We start from the raw sequence: 18,140 nt of genomic DNA on the forward strand, positions 1-18,140 counted from the left end.
CAAGTTCTTTTTACTATTATGGATTATTTTGATAATTCCTCTGTTAATACAGGAACGATTTGTTTTTTGCGTGATACAACACCTTTAAGCAAGGCTGTGTTATTTTCAAGTTTTACGCCAAATGCCGCTTCCACTGCACTAGTTTTCGTTCCAAGTGCGAGGGCAACAGAATCATTGTTTAAGATATCTGTTACAACAAGCAAGAATAAATCAAGCCCTTTGTCAGCAATCACTTTATTTAATGCATCTTCCAGTTCGCCTTGTTTAGCAAGTACATCATTTGTGTCCACTGCATTAACTTGAGCAACTTCCACTTTATATGACCCCATTGGAAATTCTTTTGCATCAAGGCTGATTAGTTGCTCTACTGTTTTGTCGCTTAAATCTGCACCAGCTTTAAGCATGTCCAAACCATATTGGTCCAAATTAATGCCAGCAATTTCAGCAAGCTCTTGTGCTGCTTTAACATCCTGATCTGTGCAAGTTGGAGATTTAAACAATAATGAATCGGAAATAATTGCAGAAACCATTAAACCTGCAATGTCTTTTTTGATTTCAACATTGTTCTCTTTGTAAAGCTTGTTAAGAATTGTAGCAGTACAGCCAACAGGCTCAGCGCGATAATATAAAGGATCGCTTGTTTCAAAGTTAGCAATACGGTGGTGGTCGATAACTTCCAGGATAGAAACCTCTTTAATATCTTCCACACTTTGCTGGAATTCGTTGTGATCTACAAGAATTACAGAATCTGTTTCCTCTGACGCCTTTTGTATGTATCTTGGAGCTTCAGCTTTGAAGTAATCTAGAGCGAACTTTGTTTCGCCATTGATTTCTCCCAGGCGAACAGCTTCCGCTTCTACACCTAAAGCTTTTTTCAATTCTGCATAAGCGATAGCAGAACAAATCGTATCCGTATCAGGATTTTTGTGACCAAAAACTAAAACTTTTCCCATTCTTTAATTCTCCTTGTAACTGAAATTATTGACATAGATAAACAAGGATGCACTTGTTATCCAATGTATTTATTGTATCATATCGCTAGCAAAAATAAATAATCGATAGACAAAATCTCCTTCTTATTTTATCGGAATTGTATTTTTGCGAAGAAGCATTTGACATAAACTACTAAGATAGCACAACAAAAAAAAGAGGGCTGATGCCCTCTCTTATCTATCAAACTATTAGAATTTAAATTGGTAGTTTTCAATTTCCCAAGCATGGATTTGTGTACGGTAGTTATCCCACTCTTCTTTTTTCGCTGCAACATACTCATAGAATACGTGCTCTCCAAGTGTTTTAAGACCGATTTCTCCTGCTTCCAGTTCAGCGATAGCTGCTTCTAGGCCACCTGGTAGGCTGTCGATGCCCAACTCTTCGCGGCGTGCATCTGTCATGTGGAAGATATCTTCGTTAACAGGTGCTGGAGCTTGCAATCCTTTTTCCACTCCATCAAGACCAGCAGATGCTATTACTGCAAATGTCAAATATGGATTTGATGCTGGATCTGGACAACGCAATTCTACGCGAGTTGCCATGCCTTTTTTAGCTGGAATACGGATTAAAGCTGAACGGTTTGAAGCAGACCAAGCAAGATATACTGGTGCTTCATAGCCAGGTACTAGACGTTTGTAAGAGTTTACTAGCGGATTTGTAACAGCTACGAAACTCTTAACATTATCAAGGATACCAGCGATGAAAGAGTAAGCTTCACTTGAAAGCTGCAGTTCATCAGACGGATCGAAGAAAATGTTTTCGCCATCCTTGAAGAACGACATGTTAACATGCATTCCTGAACCGTTGATGCCGAATACTGGCTTTGGCATAAATGTTGCATGCAAGCCATATTGTGCTGCGATTGTTTTAACTACCCATTTGTAAGTAGTCGCAAGGTCTGCAGCTCCTAGAGCATCTGCATATTTAAAGTTAATTTCATGCTGGCCTTCTGCTACTTCATGGTGCAATGCTTCAATTGTAAAGCCCATTGCTCGCAAAGTTTTGAAGATTTCAACACGAACCTTTTCACCTAAGTCTTTAGGAGATGGCTCAAAGTATCCGCCTCTGTCACCTAGGACTGTCGTTGGGTAACCTTGTGCATCTGTTTCAAACAAGAAGAATTCCAATTCAGGACCTACAGAAATCGTATATCCTTGTTCTGCTGCACGTGCCACTGTCTTCTTAAGAACATTACGTGTGTCACCTTCAAATAATGTACCATCTGGATTTGTTACAGAGCAAAGGAAGCGTGCTTCTGAATATCCTTCTTCTTCTGTCCAAGGCAACACAACAAATGTGTTTAAATCTGGGGCTAAATAAGAATCTGATTTATTGATAGGTGAGAAACCTTTGATGGAAGAACCATCAATCATGATTTTCCCTTCTACTGCATCATCTAATTGAGCTGCTGTAATTGTGATATTTTTCAAAATCCCTTCAATATCTACAAATTGCATATGCAATAATTCTACATTTTTTCCTTTAATGATACTTTGAATCTGTTCTAATGTAATTTCAGCCATGTCAATTTACCTCACAATTCATGTTCTATTATCTAACTTGAATTCATTATAAGAAATTATTTATAGTTATACAATATCTTTTTTAAAATTTTTTAAATATTTTATAAGATAGCGTTTACATTCTTTTGTTTTTATGTTTGGTTTATTTTTTATAAAAATCCGAAAATTCTGTAAAAAATGAAATTAACTGCTTATTTTCTTTTGAATGCTCGTTTTTTCGCCGTCTTTTAATATTTCCATATTCGAAATAAATAGCATATAGTTGGCTCTATATTCAGTAATTCTCCAAACGTTTTACTGACGAAAGGAGCAAACTGGCTTGGCTTCATGCAGTTTTGCTATCGGCAGCTTCTTTTCCCATTAGGAATGTCTGCACCATTAATCTTGTCAGATTTTCTTCGCTTATTAGCAATTCATGGAAGATAAATCAGGAATTTGCAAAACAGTACATGGAGGTAGTGAATCAAGGATTTATGATTAGCCTTTAACAAGCAATCCTTTTCTACTAAAAGCAGTTTTTGAAATAAATTACTTTATAAATTATTTGAATAGTGTTAATTTTTAAAATAAATTATTTTTTAAGAGGATGGTGTTTATAGTATGAATTCATTAAAGCAATTTACATTTAGTAAAAGATTTCCGAACATGCCGATTATCGGCTCCTCCTTCGCCGGTTCACTAGACCATGTTATTCCATTGTCTTATGGTTTTCCTGCTCCAGAGTCTTTTCCATTAGAAACGATGGTTGCTGCAACACAAGCTGCCATGAAAACGCAAGGGTTTGGTGCTATGTCTTATAGCGGCGGAACAGGCACAAGTCATATTGTTAACTGGATTCTCGAACGATCAAAGCTCCGTGACGTACATGCAAAAGAGGACCAAATCCTTGTAACTGCCGGGAGCATGCAGGCAATCGATTTAGTGGCACGAACACTCACTGACCCAGGTGACGAAATTTGGATTGAAGCTCCTTGTTTTTTTGGTGCAATTCGGACATTTAATTTGGCGCAGGTAAAATTACGGTCATTTCCGATTGATGAGAATGGAATAATGGTTGACTATGTGGAAAAAGCATTATTAGAAGCCACTCTTCAGCAAAAGCCAATTCCGAAGCTTCTGTACATCATGCCCAATTACCATAATCCAGGCGGTGTCAATCTCTCTGTAGACAGACGAAGGAAACTCGCAGAGCTTGCTTATGAATATAATTTCTTCATTTTGGAAGATGATGCTTATGTGGAGCTTTCCTTTGATGGCACTTATCTCCCTTCTATCCACTCCTTCGGTCCTGAGCGCGTCATCTATTTAAGCACCTTTTCTAAAGTAATTGCACCTGGGATCCGTTTAGGCTGGGCAATTGGATTAAGTGAGATTATCACTAAGATGCGTATTTTGAAAACAGACGGGCTGACTAGCGTATATGTACAGGAAGTTGTTCACAATGTGTTAGACCAGCTGGATATCGAAGAACATATCAAGTATTTAAGCAATACGTATAAATCAAGAAAAGAGGCAATGGTTGAAGCCATTAACGAGCATTTCGGCGACGAGGTCAGCTTTGTTTCACCAGAAGGAGGCTTCTTTCTCTGGCTCACATTCCCTGCTGGCATAAATACAAGCGACTTTGTGGAAGCTGCAATGACTGCTGGTGTCTCCTATTTGGATGGACAGCATTTCTTCCTTGAAGACGAAGGCTTTAACACAATGAGACTTTGTTTCACATACTGTAGTGAGGAGAAAATTAAAGAGGCGATTAAACGGCTTGCGGATACTTACTTCCAATATATCCGCACCTTGCCGATGGAGGAAGCTAACTGATGGATTCATCATCCCCTGTCATTTATGTTAGGTACAATATACCAAAAAAGTATATCGAAAAAATAAAAGCCTTAGGTGCAACCGTTTTGTTTGATCCTTGGCAATTTGGTAAAGAAGAACCAGCAGTGAACTTCGATTTAAGTGAGTGTGATATTATCCTTACCTTAGGTTTAATGGACCCTCTTACCATTAGGAACAACGCCCCAAAGCTTAAATGGGTACAATCATTAAGTGTTGGACTGGATGCTCTGCTTCATGAGGAAACAATTAAAAGTAATCTACTGATTACCAATACAAAGGGCTGCACTTCTATACCGATTGCCGAACATACTGTTGCCATGATTTCTGGGTTTGCAAGAGGGCTGCCAACCATGCTGCGTAATCAAAACAAGCGAATCTGGAGCAATACGGATATTCAAGACTTAGACGGCGCCACTATAGGAATTATCGGATATGGAGAGATTGGCAAAGAGATTGCGAAAAGATGCAAAGCTCTTGGCATGCATGTAGTCGGCTGCCGAAAGAGACCTTCCATTACAACAAGTAATGATCCTGCAGATGAGGTGGTTGGACTTGAACAAGTCGATGATGTCATTAAAAATGCTGATTTTCTTGTTCTCGCTTTGCCTTCAACAAAGGAAACGTACCAATTCATAAATAAAGAGAAGCTAAAGCTTATGAAACCATCTGCTTACTTGATTAATATCGGCAGAGGCAATACAATTGCAGAAGCTGATTTGCTGGAAGTGTTAACAGCTCAGCGAATTAAAGGTGCTGCTCTTGATGTATTTGAGGTGGAGCCGTTACCAAGCGAGTCCCCCTTCTGGGCATTGGAGAATGTCATAATATCTCCCCATAATGCCTATTATTCTCCGAAAAGCATGGATCGTTATATGGATATATTTTTAGAGAATGTCACTAGATTTAAAGAAGGCAAAGAGCTACTTAATTTGGTTAATAAAGAGCTTGGCTATTAAAATATAAAGAGGAGCGACCATTTAGCGCTCCTCTTTTCCTTCGATATTAAACTGTTTCGTAGCCTTCTTGTTTCCAAGCTGTTGTTCCGCCTTCAATGAAAGCTACATCAGCAAATCCCATTTGTTTAAGCAAATAAGCGCCAAGAGCAGCTTGTCCGCCTAAACCGCATGTTACTAGAATCGGTCTGTTGCGATCAGCTAATTCTGGATTGCGAAGCTCTTCAGGAAGCTCCAAATCAGCACGAATCGGCAGCATGCCTAGTGAGATGTTTACACTGCTTGGAATTAATCCGCAAGCTCCTGCATCCTCAGCATCCTGCACATCAATTACATATGTATTAGGTTTGTCTTCCATTTGTTTTTTTGCTTCAATTGATGAGATGCCTTTCACATTGCTTCTTGCTTCTTCTAATAATTTTCCGAATGTCAACGCCATTCCAATCACTCCTTCATGGTAATTTCCTACATATCTATAGTAGCAAACTTTTCCTTAATTACCTAGCAGAATGTACGCTCACTAAAAGAAAAAGAGACTAATGAGTCATTAGTCACTCATTAGTCTCTTTCTATCATTAGTTCTTCAATTTATCTCGAAGCACCATCGGTAAGATTCCACCGTGACGGTAGTAGTCTATCTCTACTTCAGAATCAAAGCGTACAAGCACTTCAAATGTCTTCTTGTTTCCATCCTCATCTGTCGCAGTAACTTCAATGAAATCACGAGGTTTAACTGTTTCATCGACATATATGTTAAACGTCTCTTTACCTGTTAAACCAAGAGACTCTGCGCTGTCTCCATCCTTGAATTGCAATGGAAGCACACCCATTAACACAAGGTTAGAGCGGTGGATTCTCTCAAAGCTTTCAGCAAGAACTGTTTTAATTCCAAGGAGATTCGTACCTTTTGCTGCCCAGTCACGAGAAGATCCCATGCCATAATCTTTGCCGGCAAGAACCATCAGGCCAGTTCCATCTTGTTTATATTGCATACAAGCATCATAAATGGATGTCACTTCACCTGTCGGCCAGTATGTCGTAAACCCACCCTCTGTACCAGGAGCAATCTGATTACGGATACGGATATTCGCAAATGTTCCTCTCATCATGACCTCGTGGTTACCGCGGCGAGAACCGTAAGAGTTGAAATCGCGAACCTCTACTCCGTTTGCTTTTAAATATTTACCTGCAGGAGTGTTGACACCGATTGCTCCGGCTGGTGAAATATGGTCTGTTGTAACAGAGTCGCCAAACTTGCCGACAATTTTAAGCCCTTTAATCGGAAGCACCTTCTCAGGATCAGGCTTCAGCCCTTCAAAGAATGGAGGGTTTTGAATATAAGTGCTTGAATCATCGAATGTGTATAATGAATCGCTGCTAGTCTGAATTTCATTCCAGCGCTCGTTGTCGTCGAACACACGCTCATACTCCTTCTTAAACAGTTCAGGAGTTACAGTGCGGTTTACCACTTCATTAACCTCTTCAGTTGATGGCCAAATATCCTTGAAGAATACATCGTTGCCATCCTTATCCTTGCCGATTGACTCGTTTTGCAGGTCAATATCAACAGTTCCCGCAAGTGCATAAGCCACAACTAACGGCGGTGATGCCAAGTAGTTTGCTTTTACAAGCGGATGAATACGACCTTCAAAGTTTCTGTTACCGGAAAGCACACTAGTAACAAGCAAATCAGAATCAGCAACTGCCATTTCGATTTCATCACGCAATGGACCAGAGTTTCCGATACAAGTCGTACAGCCGTAACCAACAAGGTTAAAGCCGATTTGTTCCAAGTATGGCAGCAAGCCGGAATCTCTTAAATAACCAGTTACTACTTTTGAACCTGGCGCCAAAGAAGTTTTAACGAATTTAGGCACTTCCATGCCAAGTTCCACTGCTTTTTTGGCAACAAGGCCAGCACCAACAAGCACATACGGGTTGGATGTATTTGTACAGCTAGTGATAGCAGCGATTGCAACAGAACCTGTCCTCATTGTCGTTGAGTCCCCGTTAGCAAACTTGATATCTACTGATTTATCAAACTCATCTTTCTTCAAGCCGAAGCCTTGATTTCCTTCAGGTGCAGTCACAGAATCAACAAATGCTTTTTGCAGCTGCGATAATGGAATCAAGTCTTGCGGACGTTTTGGTCCAGACAGGTTTGCTTCAATATCTGAAAGATTAATTTCAATTACTTTTGTATAAACTGGCTCAATACTAGGATCAAAGAACAGTCCATTAAGTTTAGAATATTCTTCTACCACTTTGATTTGCTCTTCTGATCTGCCTGTTAATCTCATATAAGCCAATGATTCCTCATCAACTGGGAAGAATCCGCAAGTTGCTCCGTATTCTGGAGCCATGTTAGCGATTGTCGCACGGTCAGCTAGCGGCAATTGGGAGATACCAGGTCCGAAGAATTCAACGAACTTGCCTACTACCCCTTCACCTCTCAACACTTGTGTAACTTTTAAAGCAAGGTCTGTTGCTGTTGAACCGTTAGGCATATCACCAATAAGCTTCACACCCACAACTTCTGGAACTGGGAAATATGATGGTTGTCCAAGCATGCCAGCCTCTGCCTCGATACCGCCGACACCCCATCCAAGTACGCCGATTCCGTTGATCATCGTCGTATGTGAGTCTGTTCCTACTAATGTATCAGGGAAAGTTTCTAACTCTCCATCTTCATTTTCGACTACTTGCACAACATTTGCTAAATATTCTAAATTTACTTGGTGTACGATTCCTGTAGCAGGCGGAACGGCACGATAATTATCAAAAGCTTTTTGAGCCCAGCTCAAAAATTGGTAACGCTCTGCGTTTCGTTCAAACTCAAGATCCATATTTGCAGTCAACGCATCTGGCGTACCATATTTGTCAACCTGCACACTGTGGTCAATAACAAGATCGACCGGTTTTTCCGGGTTAATTTTGCTTGGATCTCCGCCAAGATCAGCCATGGCTTTTCTTAAAGAAGCCAAGTCAACAACTGCAGGAACTCCTGTGAAGTCCTGTAGGATAACCCTTGAAGGCTTAAATGGCACATCAATTTCTTTCAGTTCATCTGTTCCCCATTTTGCAAGGTTTTCCACATGTTCGTCTTTAATGACAAAACCATCCATTTGTCTTAATACAGATTCCAATAGAACTTTGATAGAGTACGGCAATTTGGAAACATTGCCGATTCCCGCTTTTTCCAATGCATCCAATTGATAATAATGATAACGCTTCCCATCAACCTCGAATGATTTACGTGCATTGTAAGTATCTTTTGCCATATGTATTACCCCCTCCATGTAATCATATACCAAAAATAGAAAAATAGTCGAATATTTCGTACTTTCTATCTTTTTAGTCTTTTATTTCCTCATTCATTTTAATACAGCAGCTTTGATAAGTAAATAATAAGAAAGTTATCATTTATAATAAGCGCTACTTATGACCTAATTTAAAAAGCACCCTTTCCAAAAGAAAAGGTGCAGCTATTAAAGTTACGAAAGATCATTTACCTCACTGACAATCGTTTTTAAATCTTGCTGGAATGTCTCTAGCTGTTTGCGCTGATGTTCAGACGCAGTTTCTAAAGCATTTTCGATTTGTTCATATGTTTCGTTTATTTCTTGTTTCAGATGCTTCAGCTGATGACCGTAGCTTGCAGAATCCTTTACAATATCTTCATATAATGTCTGCGTTTCACGCATGTTATTTTGGGCAGCTTGGAAAGCTTCTTGTTTATTGCTGTGATAAAACACTGTATTTCCTCCTATCTATTTTTGCATAAGAATCGTGGTTGTAAGCAGGAAAGAAATCCTACAGTTAAATTGCTCAAAGACACAAAAAAATATTCTGTATAAACAAGAGATATTTCTCCCATTCTAAACAGTGAAGAGCAAACTGCTTTTCAAATGGCAAAGGAGATGAAGGTCTTGAATAAAAACGACGGTAAAGATATGCGCAAAAATTCACCGAAAGGCCATCACGGCGGACAGCCTGAGCCTCTCAGCGGGAGCAAAAAAGTGAAAAACCGCAACCATACTAGACAGAAGCACAACAGCGGACACGACTTTTAATAAATAGATAAACACAGGCTGATGATATATCATCAGCCTGCTAAAAAATTTTCTATGCACAGGTTACGGCAGCTGCGAATATCTTGTCATCAAAAAGGAGCAATTCACAATGAGTGATGAGCAATTATTTCCCTTGATGGAAGGATATAACTCTATTAGCAGCTATTTAGATGAAACAGAATTTCCTGTCGATTTATATGAAGCAGATTCTTACTATTTAGCTGAAAGCCTTCTGCCATACATCTCTCCTAATAGTATGGAGATCTTTGTAAAAGACAACCACCTGACTGTAAGGGTTCGTACTTTAGACAATCACATTAAATCAAGGACAGTTTATTTCCCTCAAAAGATTGAAAATAATGCTATTACTTCCGCCTTTACCAACAATATTTTAGAAGTAAAAATCTTTAAAAATTAGGAATACTTCAGTGTTAATCGTTCTTTCTCTAATATATAGTATATGATTCCGTTTGAATGGTTGCACGCCTTCATCAACTGCTTATTTGCTGAATCACATTTCCCCTGCTCTTGATAATCTAATGCAGCGATTGTATATTCCATCCATTTATGATCGGACGCTAAGCTTGAATCATTAAATTCATCTTTGTTTTGTCTGATTTTTAACCACTGCATAAAAAATTTTTTATTGTTATCACTGCTAAGTTTTGCTATTTCTTCCTTCACTCCTTTCGTACTGTGAAAATAAAAGCAAAATAGAATGGTCAAAAGCGGATAATACTTTCTGAGATTAGGGCGTTTCACAGCTCTGCGATAATTGGCAATAACAGCTTTGTCATCCTTATTAGCAAGGGCATAAATATAGCCATAATACGGGTTATGTTTTCTAAGCCGCAAATACGTTTCTATCCACTTGCTGCTCCGTGATTTTTTTTCGAAATGATAAGCAAGTAATCGTAAAAATAGAATCGCTGTAAGCATAATGATTGCTGTTACATATATAACTGTCAAAAGCACCCACCCTCTTCTCTACTAATTAAACCAAACTTTCGCAAGCTGCTTTATGTATTCGTCTATTTTATGCAGTGTTAATCCTCCAAACCCTAATATGATTGGACAATCATCTACTGATTTATTGGAATAATAGCTTGCAGTAGAATATATGCCAATAGACTGGTGTGCTGCTGCCTCAATCAATTGGGAATGCTGCTTATTTTCAACATTTATAAGCAGATGCAATCCGGCCTTTTCACCGATTATGTTAACAAATCCCCCCATATACTCATTTAGGGATGACAGCAGCATCTCATGTTTTTCTTTATAGATTTTCCTCATTTTTCTTAGATGCCTCTCATAGTGTTCTCTTTCCATAAATAGTGCTAATGCATGCTGAAAAATGGGTGAAGCATTTTGGGAATCAATGAACCCTTCATGCAGATTCTCCAATAATTTTTTTGGCAATACCATATAGCTAATCCGAACAGAAGGCAAAAATGATTTTGAGAAAGTCCCTGCATAAATAACTCTGTCCTGCCGGTCTAAGCCTTTTAAACTTGCAACCGGTGCCCCTTCATAACGAAACTCACTGTCATAATCATCTTCAATAATATAAGCATTTGTCTCTTCAGCCCATTTTAACAGCTCCAACCTTTTGGCAGCTGGCATGATACATCCGAGGGGGAATTGATGGGATGGTGTGATATACGCGGCATTGCAGCCACTGCTTTTTAATGCTTGGACATCGTACCCATCGTCTGCTGTAACAGGTATGTCAACAATCATACAGCCTTCTGTTAAGAAAGTATTTTTTACCCCATCATAGCCAGGGCTCTCCATGGCAACAGCTAGTTTATCCTTTTGAAGAAGGGAAATAACTGTTCTGACAAGCTGATTTGTTCCTGCTGATATTACGATATCTTCATATGTGCAATGAATTCCCCGCGATTTGTAAAGATATGTGGCTATCTGTTTTCGCAATGAAATGCTGCCTAATTTATTTCCGTATAGCAGGATTTCTTTATCATTTTCCTGTAAGCTGTCTTGTAAGCATTTTTTCCAGGTTTTCATTGGGAAATGCTCTAGATCAATATCTCCGTATTGAAAGTCAATGGTAAATTCCTTCGCTGCAATAGTTTTATTCTCCTCTTGAAGTACTTCCTGCTTTGTATCAGGTAAATATTCAAGATTAGGGACAACCCAATACCCTTTTTTGACTCTGCTTTCAATAAATCCTTCTGCCAAAAGCTGCTGATATGCTTCATTTACTGTATTTTTACTTATGCTTAACGTTTGAGAAAGGGATCTGACAGAAGGAAGTTTTGTGCCTTCTTTTATGTTCCCATTGAGCATTTCTTCTTTGTAGAAATCGTACAGCTGTTTATAAATTGGTGTTTTTTTGTCTTTTTCAATAAAACAGGAAACCATCTTCCCTCTCCATTCTGTCCCAATGTTTTTTTCGCAAACTGGCACTTTTTTCTATGACACTATTTTTTTACAATGATTCTAACATAACACTGAAGGAGATGGATAGGATGGAACAAATGAGACAGAAAAAAATGGAATGGACCGATGATGAACAAATCAACAGCTGTTTAACAAGTTGCCGCACCGGTTATCTTGGCTTGAGTGATGGCACTGAACCTTATGTTATTCCCCTTAATTATGTTTGGTATAACAAGGCCATTTACTTTCACGGTGCTGATGAAGGCAGAAAGGTGCGCATTATCGAAGCAAACCCCGCAGGCTGCTTCACCATTTGCGAAGAGCTTGGCACAATGAGCAATCCTGTTCCTGCAAAAACGGATACTGCTTATTGGAGTATCATGGCATTCGGAGAAATAAAGAAGGTAAGTGAAATGGAGGAAGCTAGGAATATCATGCAGGAAATGCTGAACAAATATGTACCAGATTACTATAACAAACCTCTTGCTTCGTCTCATTTAGAAAAATATCGGTCTTCTTTAGGCAGCAAAACAGCAATTTATAAACTTTGCCCAACAACGATAACGGGCAAGGAAAATCCACTTGATGCAAAGACAAAATTCTCGCTAGGACGAACGATTTCAATGGATTTAAGATGAAAATAATAGAAATGAAGGAACTAGTCTAGTTTTCTGTTCATTATTTTAGTATTATGAAGAAATGGATACTGCTATTTATTGATTTTAGAAATAGCAAACTGTCATCTTACATGTACTTTATAATGAAGTGAGGATACAAAAATATGTTATTGAATGTGGAAAATTTAAGCCATACATTTGGAGACCGCACCCTATTTAAAGATGTGTCTTTCCGTTTATTAGCGGAAGATCATGTCGGTCTTGTTGGTGCAAACGGGGTTGGAAAATCAACACTGATGAATATTATTACAGGACAGCTGATTCATGACTCAGGCAAAGTAGAGTGGATTCCTTCTGTTCATTACGGCTATTTAGATCAGCATACAGTTCTTACACCTGGAAAAACAATTCGCGATGCATTAAAGGACGCATTCCTTCCTCTATTTAAGGAAGAAGAGAAGCTGAATGAAGTAACGGCGAAAATGGGCGATGCCACTCCAGAAGAGCTGGAAGCTCTGCTTGATGAAATGGGAGTTATTCAAGATAAACTTGATGCCGGCGGCTTTTATACACTTGATATAAAAATTGAAGAAGCAGCGCGCGGGCTTGGTCTTGATGCAATCGGACTAGACCGTGACGTAACAGCACTAAGCGGTGGACAGAGAACAAAAGTTTTACTCGCAAAATTGCTCCTTGAACAGCCGCAAGTGCTATTGCTTGATGAGCCAACGAACTATCTGGATGTAGAGCATATTAAATGGCTTGCTTCTTATTTAAAAGAATATCCATATGCTTTTATCTTGATTTCTCATGATACAGAGTTTATGAACCAAGTATCAAATGTTATCTTCCATCTCGAATTCTCGAAGCTGACGAGATATACTGCAAGCTATGATAAATTCCTTGAGCTTGCTGAAATTAATAAAAACCAGCATTTGAATGCTTACGAAAAGCAAAAGGAATTTATTAAAAAACAAGAGGATTTCATCGCGAAAAACAAAGCGAGATACTCAACAACAGGACGTGCAAAAAGCCGTCAAAAGCAATTGGACCGCATGGAGCGCATTGACCGTCCGGAAACTGCCTTAAAGCCGACATTTGACTTTAAAGAATCACGCGGCAGCAGCCGTTATGTTTTTGAAGGGTCAGATTTTGAAATTGGCTATGGATCTCCGCTATTGCCGAAAATGTCCATTACAATTGAGCGCGGCGAAAAGATTGCTGTAGTCGGCTGTAATGGTGTCGGAAAATCTACGTTGCTGAAAACAATGCTTGGTAAAATTCAGCCGTTAAGCGGAAAAATTGAACGAGGTGACTTCCTGTACCCTTCTTACTTTGAACAAGAGGTTAAAGCAGGAAACTTAACACCAATCGAGGATGTTTGGAATGCATTTCCAAGCATGGATCAGCACCAAGTTCGTGCTGCCCTTGCACGTTGCGGGTTGAAAAACGAGCATATCTCAAGACCATTAAACCAGCTGAGCGGAGGCGAGCAAGCAAAGGTGCGCCTATGCAAGCTATTGATGGAAGAAAGCAACTGGCTATTGTTTGACGAGCCTACGAATCACTTAGATGTGACGGCAAAAGAAGAATTAAAACGAGCGCTGAAAGCTTATAAAGGCACTGTTGTTCTTGTTTGCCATGAACCTGATTTCTATGAAGATTGGGTTACAAAGGTTTGGAATGTGGAAGAATGGTCTAATCAAAACTAATTAATTTAAAAAACTATCATTAATGATATATTTTTCGCAAGGAATGGATAAACGGCCATTCGCGGGAATATTCATTATTTGATAGTTTTTTTATTTGAAGAAAGGAGGCTTTGCATGTATTTCTTTGGCCGAATTTGGAAAGTGATCATCAGCTTCAGCTTTTCAGCGATACTGCTCGTTACCATTATTGTTCTAATAAGTGCTGCATGGGTGTTTCACTTTTTAGAGCCTGCTACATTCCCAACCTATTTTGATAGCTTGTGGTTTACAATGGTCACTTCTACAACCGTTGGTTATGGAGACTATTATCCTCAAAGTGTGCCAGGCCGCTTATTTGCAATGGTCTTTTTCTTATACGGTATTATGACATTGACTGTTTTTATCGGAAAAATGCAGCAAATGCTTTCTGACTATAAAAGATTAAAGGAGGAAGGAAAGCTGGACTACAAAAAATCAGGTCATATTATTTTTATTGGTTATGGAAAAAAGACAATGATTGCGCTGAAAGAGATAAAAAACGCCAGCCCTGAGATGGCAATTGTGCTGATTGACAGCAAGCTTGCCAAAAACCCATATGATAATGATTATGTTTTCTTTATAAGTGGAAATCCAGCCGAAGATAAAACATTACTGAAAGCAAATTTGCCTGTTGCTGAACGGGTGTTTATCTTCTCAGATGAAAGGATAGAGGATGATTTAGCAGCGGATGGAACAACTGCGCTGATTGCATTAGGCGTTGAGGATTTATCCAGTGCTTATCATGTAAATATGCATACTACTGTTGAAATTCGTAAAGCAGCACATAAGGAGCGTTTTAAACATGCGAATGTAGAACGTTTCATTTATTCCTATGAATCTGTCGGGCTGCTATTTGCCAGAGAATGTCTGCATTCTGGAAGTGCGACTCTGTTTAATGATCTTCTGTCAAATGAAAGAGGCTCTGACTGGCATCACATAAAAGCCAAGCCAGAATGGATTACATATAAAGACGCTGCACTTGGTGTGTTTTCTTTAGGTGCAACATTACTAGCAGTGAATAATGATCTTGATGTCGCCACGAGAGCAGCAGAGCCCCTCCCGAAAAATGCGACACTAACGATTGTTTGCACCGACAGTTCTATCACTAATTTTTAACTGTACATAATTTGGGCTCTTTGTGTGTTTAAAACCAATCAGCCCCATTTTTTATTAATTTGCTTCTGTAGATTGCTTCCCTTTTTTAACTGCTTTTAATTCATATTTGCCGACAGTCACAGAGATTATATGATCCGGCTTTGGCTTACCAAGATTTTTGCGGTGTCCTTCAATATGTGCCGGGCTCTTTTCCCAATTTTTCCATGCTTCTTCTGATTCCCATCTGATTAATATCAGCACTTCTTCGTCACCGCGGCGGACTTTTTTTACATATACGCTAATGTCGACAAAGCCTTCCTGCTCCTCAATTATTCCCCCTTTACTGAACCTGTCCACAACAAGATGTGATGTTCCTTCCTTTACTACCATATTTCGTGTAACAACAAACATAACTCTATCCCCTTTCCAATTATATATACATATATTTTATTGATAAAGATTATCACTGTCAATTAAAACCCTTCTCTTCAACTTCCTGTCTGAATAAATACAAGGAAAAAATCAACTTTAAGCACTTTTTTTGGAAAGACTGTATTTTTTTCTCGTAACGACAAATAATACCAATAATTAGATTTATTGGAGGTCTTTCCTATGTTTAAAGGTTATACTCTTGCACTGCTTGCCTGCTGTTTGTTTGTTATGTACCCGCTCGATGCGTTTGCTGCTCCTACTGGTGAAGAAGTCAGTCAGCTTGCCGACTCCCTCGGCTGGACAGTTGATGATTTAGAAAACTACTTAAGCGATAAAGAGCTCTCTGTAGAGGAGTTTGATTCCATTAAGGAATTGAAGGATTATCTCGGCACACCAATTACGCCAAATAACTTAGATGCCTTATTAAAAAACTATAATATGACAAGGGAAGAACTTGATATTCTTCTGACAGGATTTAATGAAAATGTTCAAGATTACTGGTTTATTGAGGATTTAGACGTTGCGATTGATTTTTACCAGAATCACGAAGAGCAAATGCAAAGTCTAGAGGTATTCCTTCTCAATGCAGGAATGACGGAAGAAGAAACGGCAAATCTTTACCACCATTTTAAAAAGCTGGATAAACAAACACTTGCCGAAAATATTTCAGCCTGGAAGGAATTACTGCAAGGATTCGCTGCGATGGATCAGGAAGAGCAATTATCTGCTTCTAGCAAAGAGACATTGCTGTCGATGTGGAAAAGTGTCAGTGAACAGCTCGAATTGACACCTGTTTTCTACTCTGTTGATGACAATGGCAAGCGGGAAAAAATTGTTTTAGATGAGTTTCTCCAAGCACCGCAGTATGACACTGTCGCACTTGAAGTATTCGACAACAATAACGACTTGCTTGTCGATACTGTCATTTCTCCAGAGAAATTAACAAGCAACTTTGCTGTTGCAGCTGCTGACAAAGTCGTAAATCTTGCTGAATTAAGCGGTAACTTAACAACACTTTATGAGTCTCAGCTGCCAAACACAGCGTCAAAAGTCCCGTTATACTTATTTATCGGCTATTTGCTTGTATTAATCGGCTGCTTTATCCTTCTTGGTAAAAAGAGCAAAAAGCTTTATGAAAAGTAAAGCTGTCAATAGCCTATCTTTGCTTGCCTACTTCCTAGTGATTATTGGAATGACATTCATCGTGTTTAATTCCATTATTCTGTTAAGAACACATGAGCAGATACCTGTACAGGACATCACAGACATTCCCTCTTTCGATAAAAAGGATCTACCATTAAAAGAAGGCGAATGGTTCGGTGTTTTAATTGCACCGAGCCAAAATAAAAAGGTGCCCATTTATGAAGGCACAAGCAGCGATATTTTATCGAAAGGGGCTGGTCATTATTCAGCCAGCGCTTCTCCTGAAGACAGTGATAATACAATTATATCAGGACATCGTGATACGTACTTCCGTTTTTTGAAGGATGTATCAAAAAATGATAAAATTATTATCCAAACAAAAAAAGGGATTTTCACCTACCGTATCCGAAAAACCGATATTGTTTCTGCTTCGGCTGATAATATATTAACACCTAAAAGCAGACCGATTTTAACGTTAACGACTTGTTTCCCTTTTTCCTATATAGGCGATGCGCCTGATCGGTATATTTTAACGGCAGATTTAATAAAACAGGAAATAAATAAATAAGCCAAGATGCTACTATCTTGGCTATTCTTTCGTTCCTTTTACAACAAGAAAATGCGGATGACTCATCAAGTAATCATAACTTCCCCTAGCCAATTCTTTTAGCTGCTCTGTAGGCTTTAGCTCTTTTACTGCATTTAGCTTGAATGCTTTTGTTGTTTCATTAATAATAGCATGCAGCGGCCTGCGGAACATCGGAACCTCAAATTTTTGTCCGTCTTTATGCCAAGAATCTACATAAGCTTCCGTTTCAAAATAGCCTTGTTCGCCTGCATTCTTTATATCCATAAATGGATGATGAACAGAATAGATTATCTCACCACCCTTTTTTAATATCCTGTTAAACTCTTTAAATGTGCTGCTCCAATCTCGGATATAATGGAGGGTTAAAGAGCTGACAATGATATCAAAGGAAGCATCCGCAAATGGCAGTGCTTGCTCTAAATCCACACAGTAAATTTTACCCCTTTCACCAATTCTCCTTCGTGCCGCTTCAACCATTTGCGGGCTGATGTCAATCGCAGTTACGCTAGCGCCCCTAACAAGCAGTTCATTTGTATACCAGCCTGCTGCACAACCGGCATCCAGTATGCTCTTATCGTTTAGGTTCTCTGCGATTTCAGCAAGCATTCCCGGTCTTTCGTATTCTGCATTATAATAACTAGAACTATCCACTTGTGTTTCATAAATAGTGGATAAAGCATCGAATACCTTCCGTAATTCTGTTTTCATCCTTAAGCCTCCCTCATCTTTTTTATCCTTTGTTTATATTCTTGA

Annotated in this window: 18 protein-coding genes; 9 read left to right on the plus strand and 9 right to left on the minus strand. The window is 39.0% G+C overall.

Features of this window, described 5'->3' with window-relative positions; all coding sequences use genetic code 11:
* Positions 1-23 precede the first annotated feature (23 nt).
* Positions 24-953 (minus strand): manganese-dependent inorganic pyrophosphatase, encoded by a 930-nt coding sequence (locus LXM54_RS05150; protein ID WP_233314012.1) that lies wholly within the window; start codon positions 951-953, stop codon positions 24-26.
* Positions 954-1,181: 228 nt separating this feature from the next.
* Positions 1,182-2,516 (minus strand): glutamine synthetase family protein, encoded by a 1,335-nt coding sequence (locus LXM54_RS05155; protein ID WP_233314013.1) that lies wholly within the window; start codon positions 2,514-2,516, stop codon positions 1,182-1,184.
* A gap of 600 nt (positions 2,517-3,116) precedes the next feature.
* On the opposite strand from LXM54_RS05155, the gene LXM54_RS05160 reads away from it, so the two are divergent.
* Together LXM54_RS05160 and LXM54_RS05165 are read left to right on the plus strand one after the other, a co-directional pair.
* A complete protein-coding gene (locus tag LXM54_RS05160) occupies positions 3,117-4,334 on the plus strand; it encodes an aminotransferase-like domain-containing protein (RefSeq protein WP_233314014.1) in 1,218 nt (405 codons plus the stop codon).
* A complete protein-coding gene (locus tag LXM54_RS05165; protein ID WP_233314015.1) occupies positions 4,334-5,311 on the plus strand; it encodes a D-2-hydroxyacid dehydrogenase in 978 nt (325 codons plus the stop codon). Before LXM54_RS05160 ends, LXM54_RS05165 begins: the two co-directional genes overlap by 1 nt.
* A gap of 46 nt (positions 5,312-5,357) precedes the next feature.
* On the opposite strand, the gene LXM54_RS05170 is transcribed toward LXM54_RS05165, so the two are convergent.
* The 3 genes from LXM54_RS05170 to LXM54_RS05180 all read right to left on the minus strand — a co-directional run bounded on the left by LXM54_RS05170 (position 5,358) and on the right by LXM54_RS05180 (position 9,063).
* Positions 5,358-5,747, minus strand: coding sequence for a rhodanese-like domain-containing protein (locus LXM54_RS05170; protein WP_233314016.1), 390 nt, complete (start codon positions 5,745-5,747; stop codon positions 5,358-5,360).
* A 136-nt stretch (positions 5,748-5,883) separates the two neighbouring features.
* A complete protein-coding gene (gene acnA / locus LXM54_RS05175; protein WP_233314017.1) occupies positions 5,884-8,589 on the minus strand; it encodes an aconitate hydratase AcnA in 2,706 nt (901 codons plus the stop codon).
* Between the two features lie 213 nt (positions 8,590-8,802).
* On the minus strand, positions 8,803-9,063 hold the full coding sequence (locus LXM54_RS05180; protein ID WP_233314018.1) for a hypothetical protein: 261 nt from the start codon (positions 9,061-9,063) through the stop codon (positions 8,803-8,805).
* Between the two features lie 174 nt (positions 9,064-9,237).
* On the opposite strand from LXM54_RS05180, the gene LXM54_RS05185 reads away from it, so the two are divergent.
* Complete coding sequence (locus tag LXM54_RS05185; protein WP_442780416.1) at positions 9,238-9,381, plus strand: small acid-soluble spore protein P; 144 nt, start codon at positions 9,238-9,240, stop codon at positions 9,379-9,381.
* A gap of 109 nt (positions 9,382-9,490) precedes the next feature.
* The gene (locus LXM54_RS05190) at positions 9,491-9,799 is read left to right on the plus strand and encodes an Hsp20/alpha crystallin family protein (RefSeq protein ID WP_233314019.1); all 309 of its coding nucleotides are present in this window, start codon (positions 9,491-9,493) and stop codon (positions 9,797-9,799) included.
* On the opposite strand, the gene LXM54_RS05195 is transcribed toward LXM54_RS05190, so the two are convergent.
* Both LXM54_RS05195 and pdxR read right to left on the minus strand, forming a co-directional pair.
* A complete protein-coding gene (locus LXM54_RS05195; protein ID WP_233314020.1) occupies positions 9,796-10,350 on the minus strand; it encodes a hypothetical protein in 555 nt (184 codons plus the stop codon). The two genes, LXM54_RS05190 and LXM54_RS05195, sit on opposite strands and share 4 nt — an antisense overlap.
* A 21-nt stretch (positions 10,351-10,371) precedes the next feature.
* On the minus strand, positions 10,372-11,763 hold the full coding sequence (pdxR, locus tag LXM54_RS05200; RefSeq protein WP_233314021.1) for a MocR-like pyridoxine biosynthesis transcription factor PdxR: 1,392 nt from the start codon (positions 11,761-11,763) through the stop codon (positions 10,372-10,374).
* 107 nt (positions 11,764-11,870) lie between these two features.
* On the opposite strand from pdxR, the gene LXM54_RS05205 reads away from it, so the two are divergent.
* The 3 genes from LXM54_RS05205 (at position 11,871) to LXM54_RS05215 (ending at position 15,244) form a co-directional block, all read left to right on the plus strand.
* On the plus strand, positions 11,871-12,419 hold the full coding sequence (locus tag LXM54_RS05205; RefSeq protein WP_233314022.1) for a pyridoxamine 5'-phosphate oxidase family protein: 549 nt from the start codon (positions 11,871-11,873) through the stop codon (positions 12,417-12,419).
* 143 nt (positions 12,420-12,562) lie between these two features.
* Positions 12,563-14,110 carry an ABC-F family ATP-binding cassette domain-containing protein gene (locus tag LXM54_RS05210; protein ID WP_233314023.1) on the plus strand — a complete coding sequence of 516 codons (1,548 nt, stop codon included), beginning with the start codon at positions 12,563-12,565 and terminating at the stop codon, positions 14,108-14,110.
* Positions 14,111-14,224: 114 nt separating this feature from the next.
* Positions 14,225-15,244 (plus strand): potassium channel protein, encoded by a 1,020-nt coding sequence (locus LXM54_RS05215; protein WP_233314024.1) that lies wholly within the window; start codon positions 14,225-14,227, stop codon positions 15,242-15,244.
* Between the two features lie 54 nt (positions 15,245-15,298).
* Here the strand turns inward: LXM54_RS05215 and LXM54_RS05220 are convergent, their stop codons facing one another.
* A complete protein-coding gene (locus LXM54_RS05220) occupies positions 15,299-15,634 on the minus strand; it encodes an antibiotic biosynthesis monooxygenase (RefSeq protein ID WP_233314025.1) in 336 nt (111 codons plus the stop codon).
* A gap of 201 nt (positions 15,635-15,835) precedes the next feature.
* On the opposite strand from LXM54_RS05220, the gene LXM54_RS05225 reads away from it, so the two are divergent.
* Entirely contained in the window at positions 15,836-16,798 is a 963-nt protein-coding gene (locus LXM54_RS05225) for a processed acidic surface protein (RefSeq protein WP_233314026.1), read from the plus strand.
* Positions 16,788-17,366, plus strand: a complete 579-nt coding sequence (locus tag LXM54_RS05230; RefSeq protein WP_233314027.1) for a class D sortase — start codon at positions 16,788-16,790, stop codon at positions 17,364-17,366. Before LXM54_RS05225 ends, LXM54_RS05230 begins: the two co-directional genes overlap by 11 nt.
* 21 nt (positions 17,367-17,387) lie before the next feature.
* On the opposite strand, the gene LXM54_RS05235 is transcribed toward LXM54_RS05230, so the two are convergent.
* Positions 17,388-18,095: a class I SAM-dependent methyltransferase gene (locus LXM54_RS05235; protein ID WP_233314028.1), complete on the minus strand. Its 708-nt coding sequence runs from the start codon at positions 18,093-18,095 to the stop codon at positions 17,388-17,390.
* Positions 18,096-18,140 lie beyond the last annotated feature (45 nt).

This window comes from Bacillus sp. Au-Bac7, from assembly GCF_021341655.1.
Classification (GTDB): domain Bacteria; phylum Bacillota; class Bacilli; order Bacillales; family Cytobacillaceae; genus Niallia.

Bases quoted from the DNA above. Each gene is read 5' to 3' on its own strand.
- LXM54_RS05210 (WP_233314023.1), top strand. From the start codon at position 12,563: ATGTTATTGAATGTGGAAAATTTAAGCCATACATTTGGAGACCGCACC.
- LXM54_RS05215 (WP_233314024.1), top strand. From the start codon at position 14,225: ATGTATTTCTTTGGCCGAATTTGGAAAGTGATCATCAGCTTCAGCTTT.
- LXM54_RS05235 (WP_233314028.1), bottom strand. From the start codon at position 18,095: ATGAAAACAGAATTACGGAAGGTATTCGATGCTTTATCCACTATTTAT.
- LXM54_RS05155 (WP_233314013.1), bottom strand. From the start codon at position 2,516: ATGGCTGAAATTACATTAGAACAGATTCAAAGTATCATTAAAGGAAAA.
- LXM54_RS05160 (WP_233314014.1), top strand. From the start codon at position 3,117: ATGAATTCATTAAAGCAATTTACATTTAGTAAAAGATTTCCGAACATG.
- LXM54_RS05165 (WP_233314015.1), top strand. From the start codon at position 4,334: ATGGATTCATCATCCCCTGTCATTTATGTTAGGTACAATATACCAAAA.
- pdxR (WP_233314021.1), bottom strand. From the start codon at position 11,763: ATGGTTTCCTGTTTTATTGAAAAAGACAAAAAAACACCAATTTATAAA.
- LXM54_RS05205 (WP_233314022.1), top strand. From the start codon at position 11,871: ATGGAACAAATGAGACAGAAAAAAATGGAATGGACCGATGATGAACAA.
- LXM54_RS05150 (WP_233314012.1), bottom strand. From the start codon at position 953: ATGGGAAAAGTTTTAGTTTTTGGTCACAAAAATCCTGATACGGATACG.
- LXM54_RS05220 (WP_233314025.1), bottom strand. From the start codon at position 15,634: ATGTTTGTTGTTACACGAAATATGGTAGTAAAGGAAGGAACATCACAT.
- acnA (WP_233314017.1), bottom strand. From the start codon at position 8,589: ATGGCAAAAGATACTTACAATGCACGTAAATCATTCGAGGTTGATGGG.
- LXM54_RS05190 (WP_233314019.1), top strand. From the start codon at position 9,491: ATGAGTGATGAGCAATTATTTCCCTTGATGGAAGGATATAACTCTATT.
- LXM54_RS05225 (WP_233314026.1), top strand. From the start codon at position 15,836: ATGTTTAAAGGTTATACTCTTGCACTGCTTGCCTGCTGTTTGTTTGTT.
- LXM54_RS05230 (WP_233314027.1), top strand. From the start codon at position 16,788: ATGAAAAGTAAAGCTGTCAATAGCCTATCTTTGCTTGCCTACTTCCTA.
- LXM54_RS05170 (WP_233314016.1), bottom strand. From the start codon at position 5,747: ATGGCGTTGACATTCGGAAAATTATTAGAAGAAGCAAGAAGCAATGTG.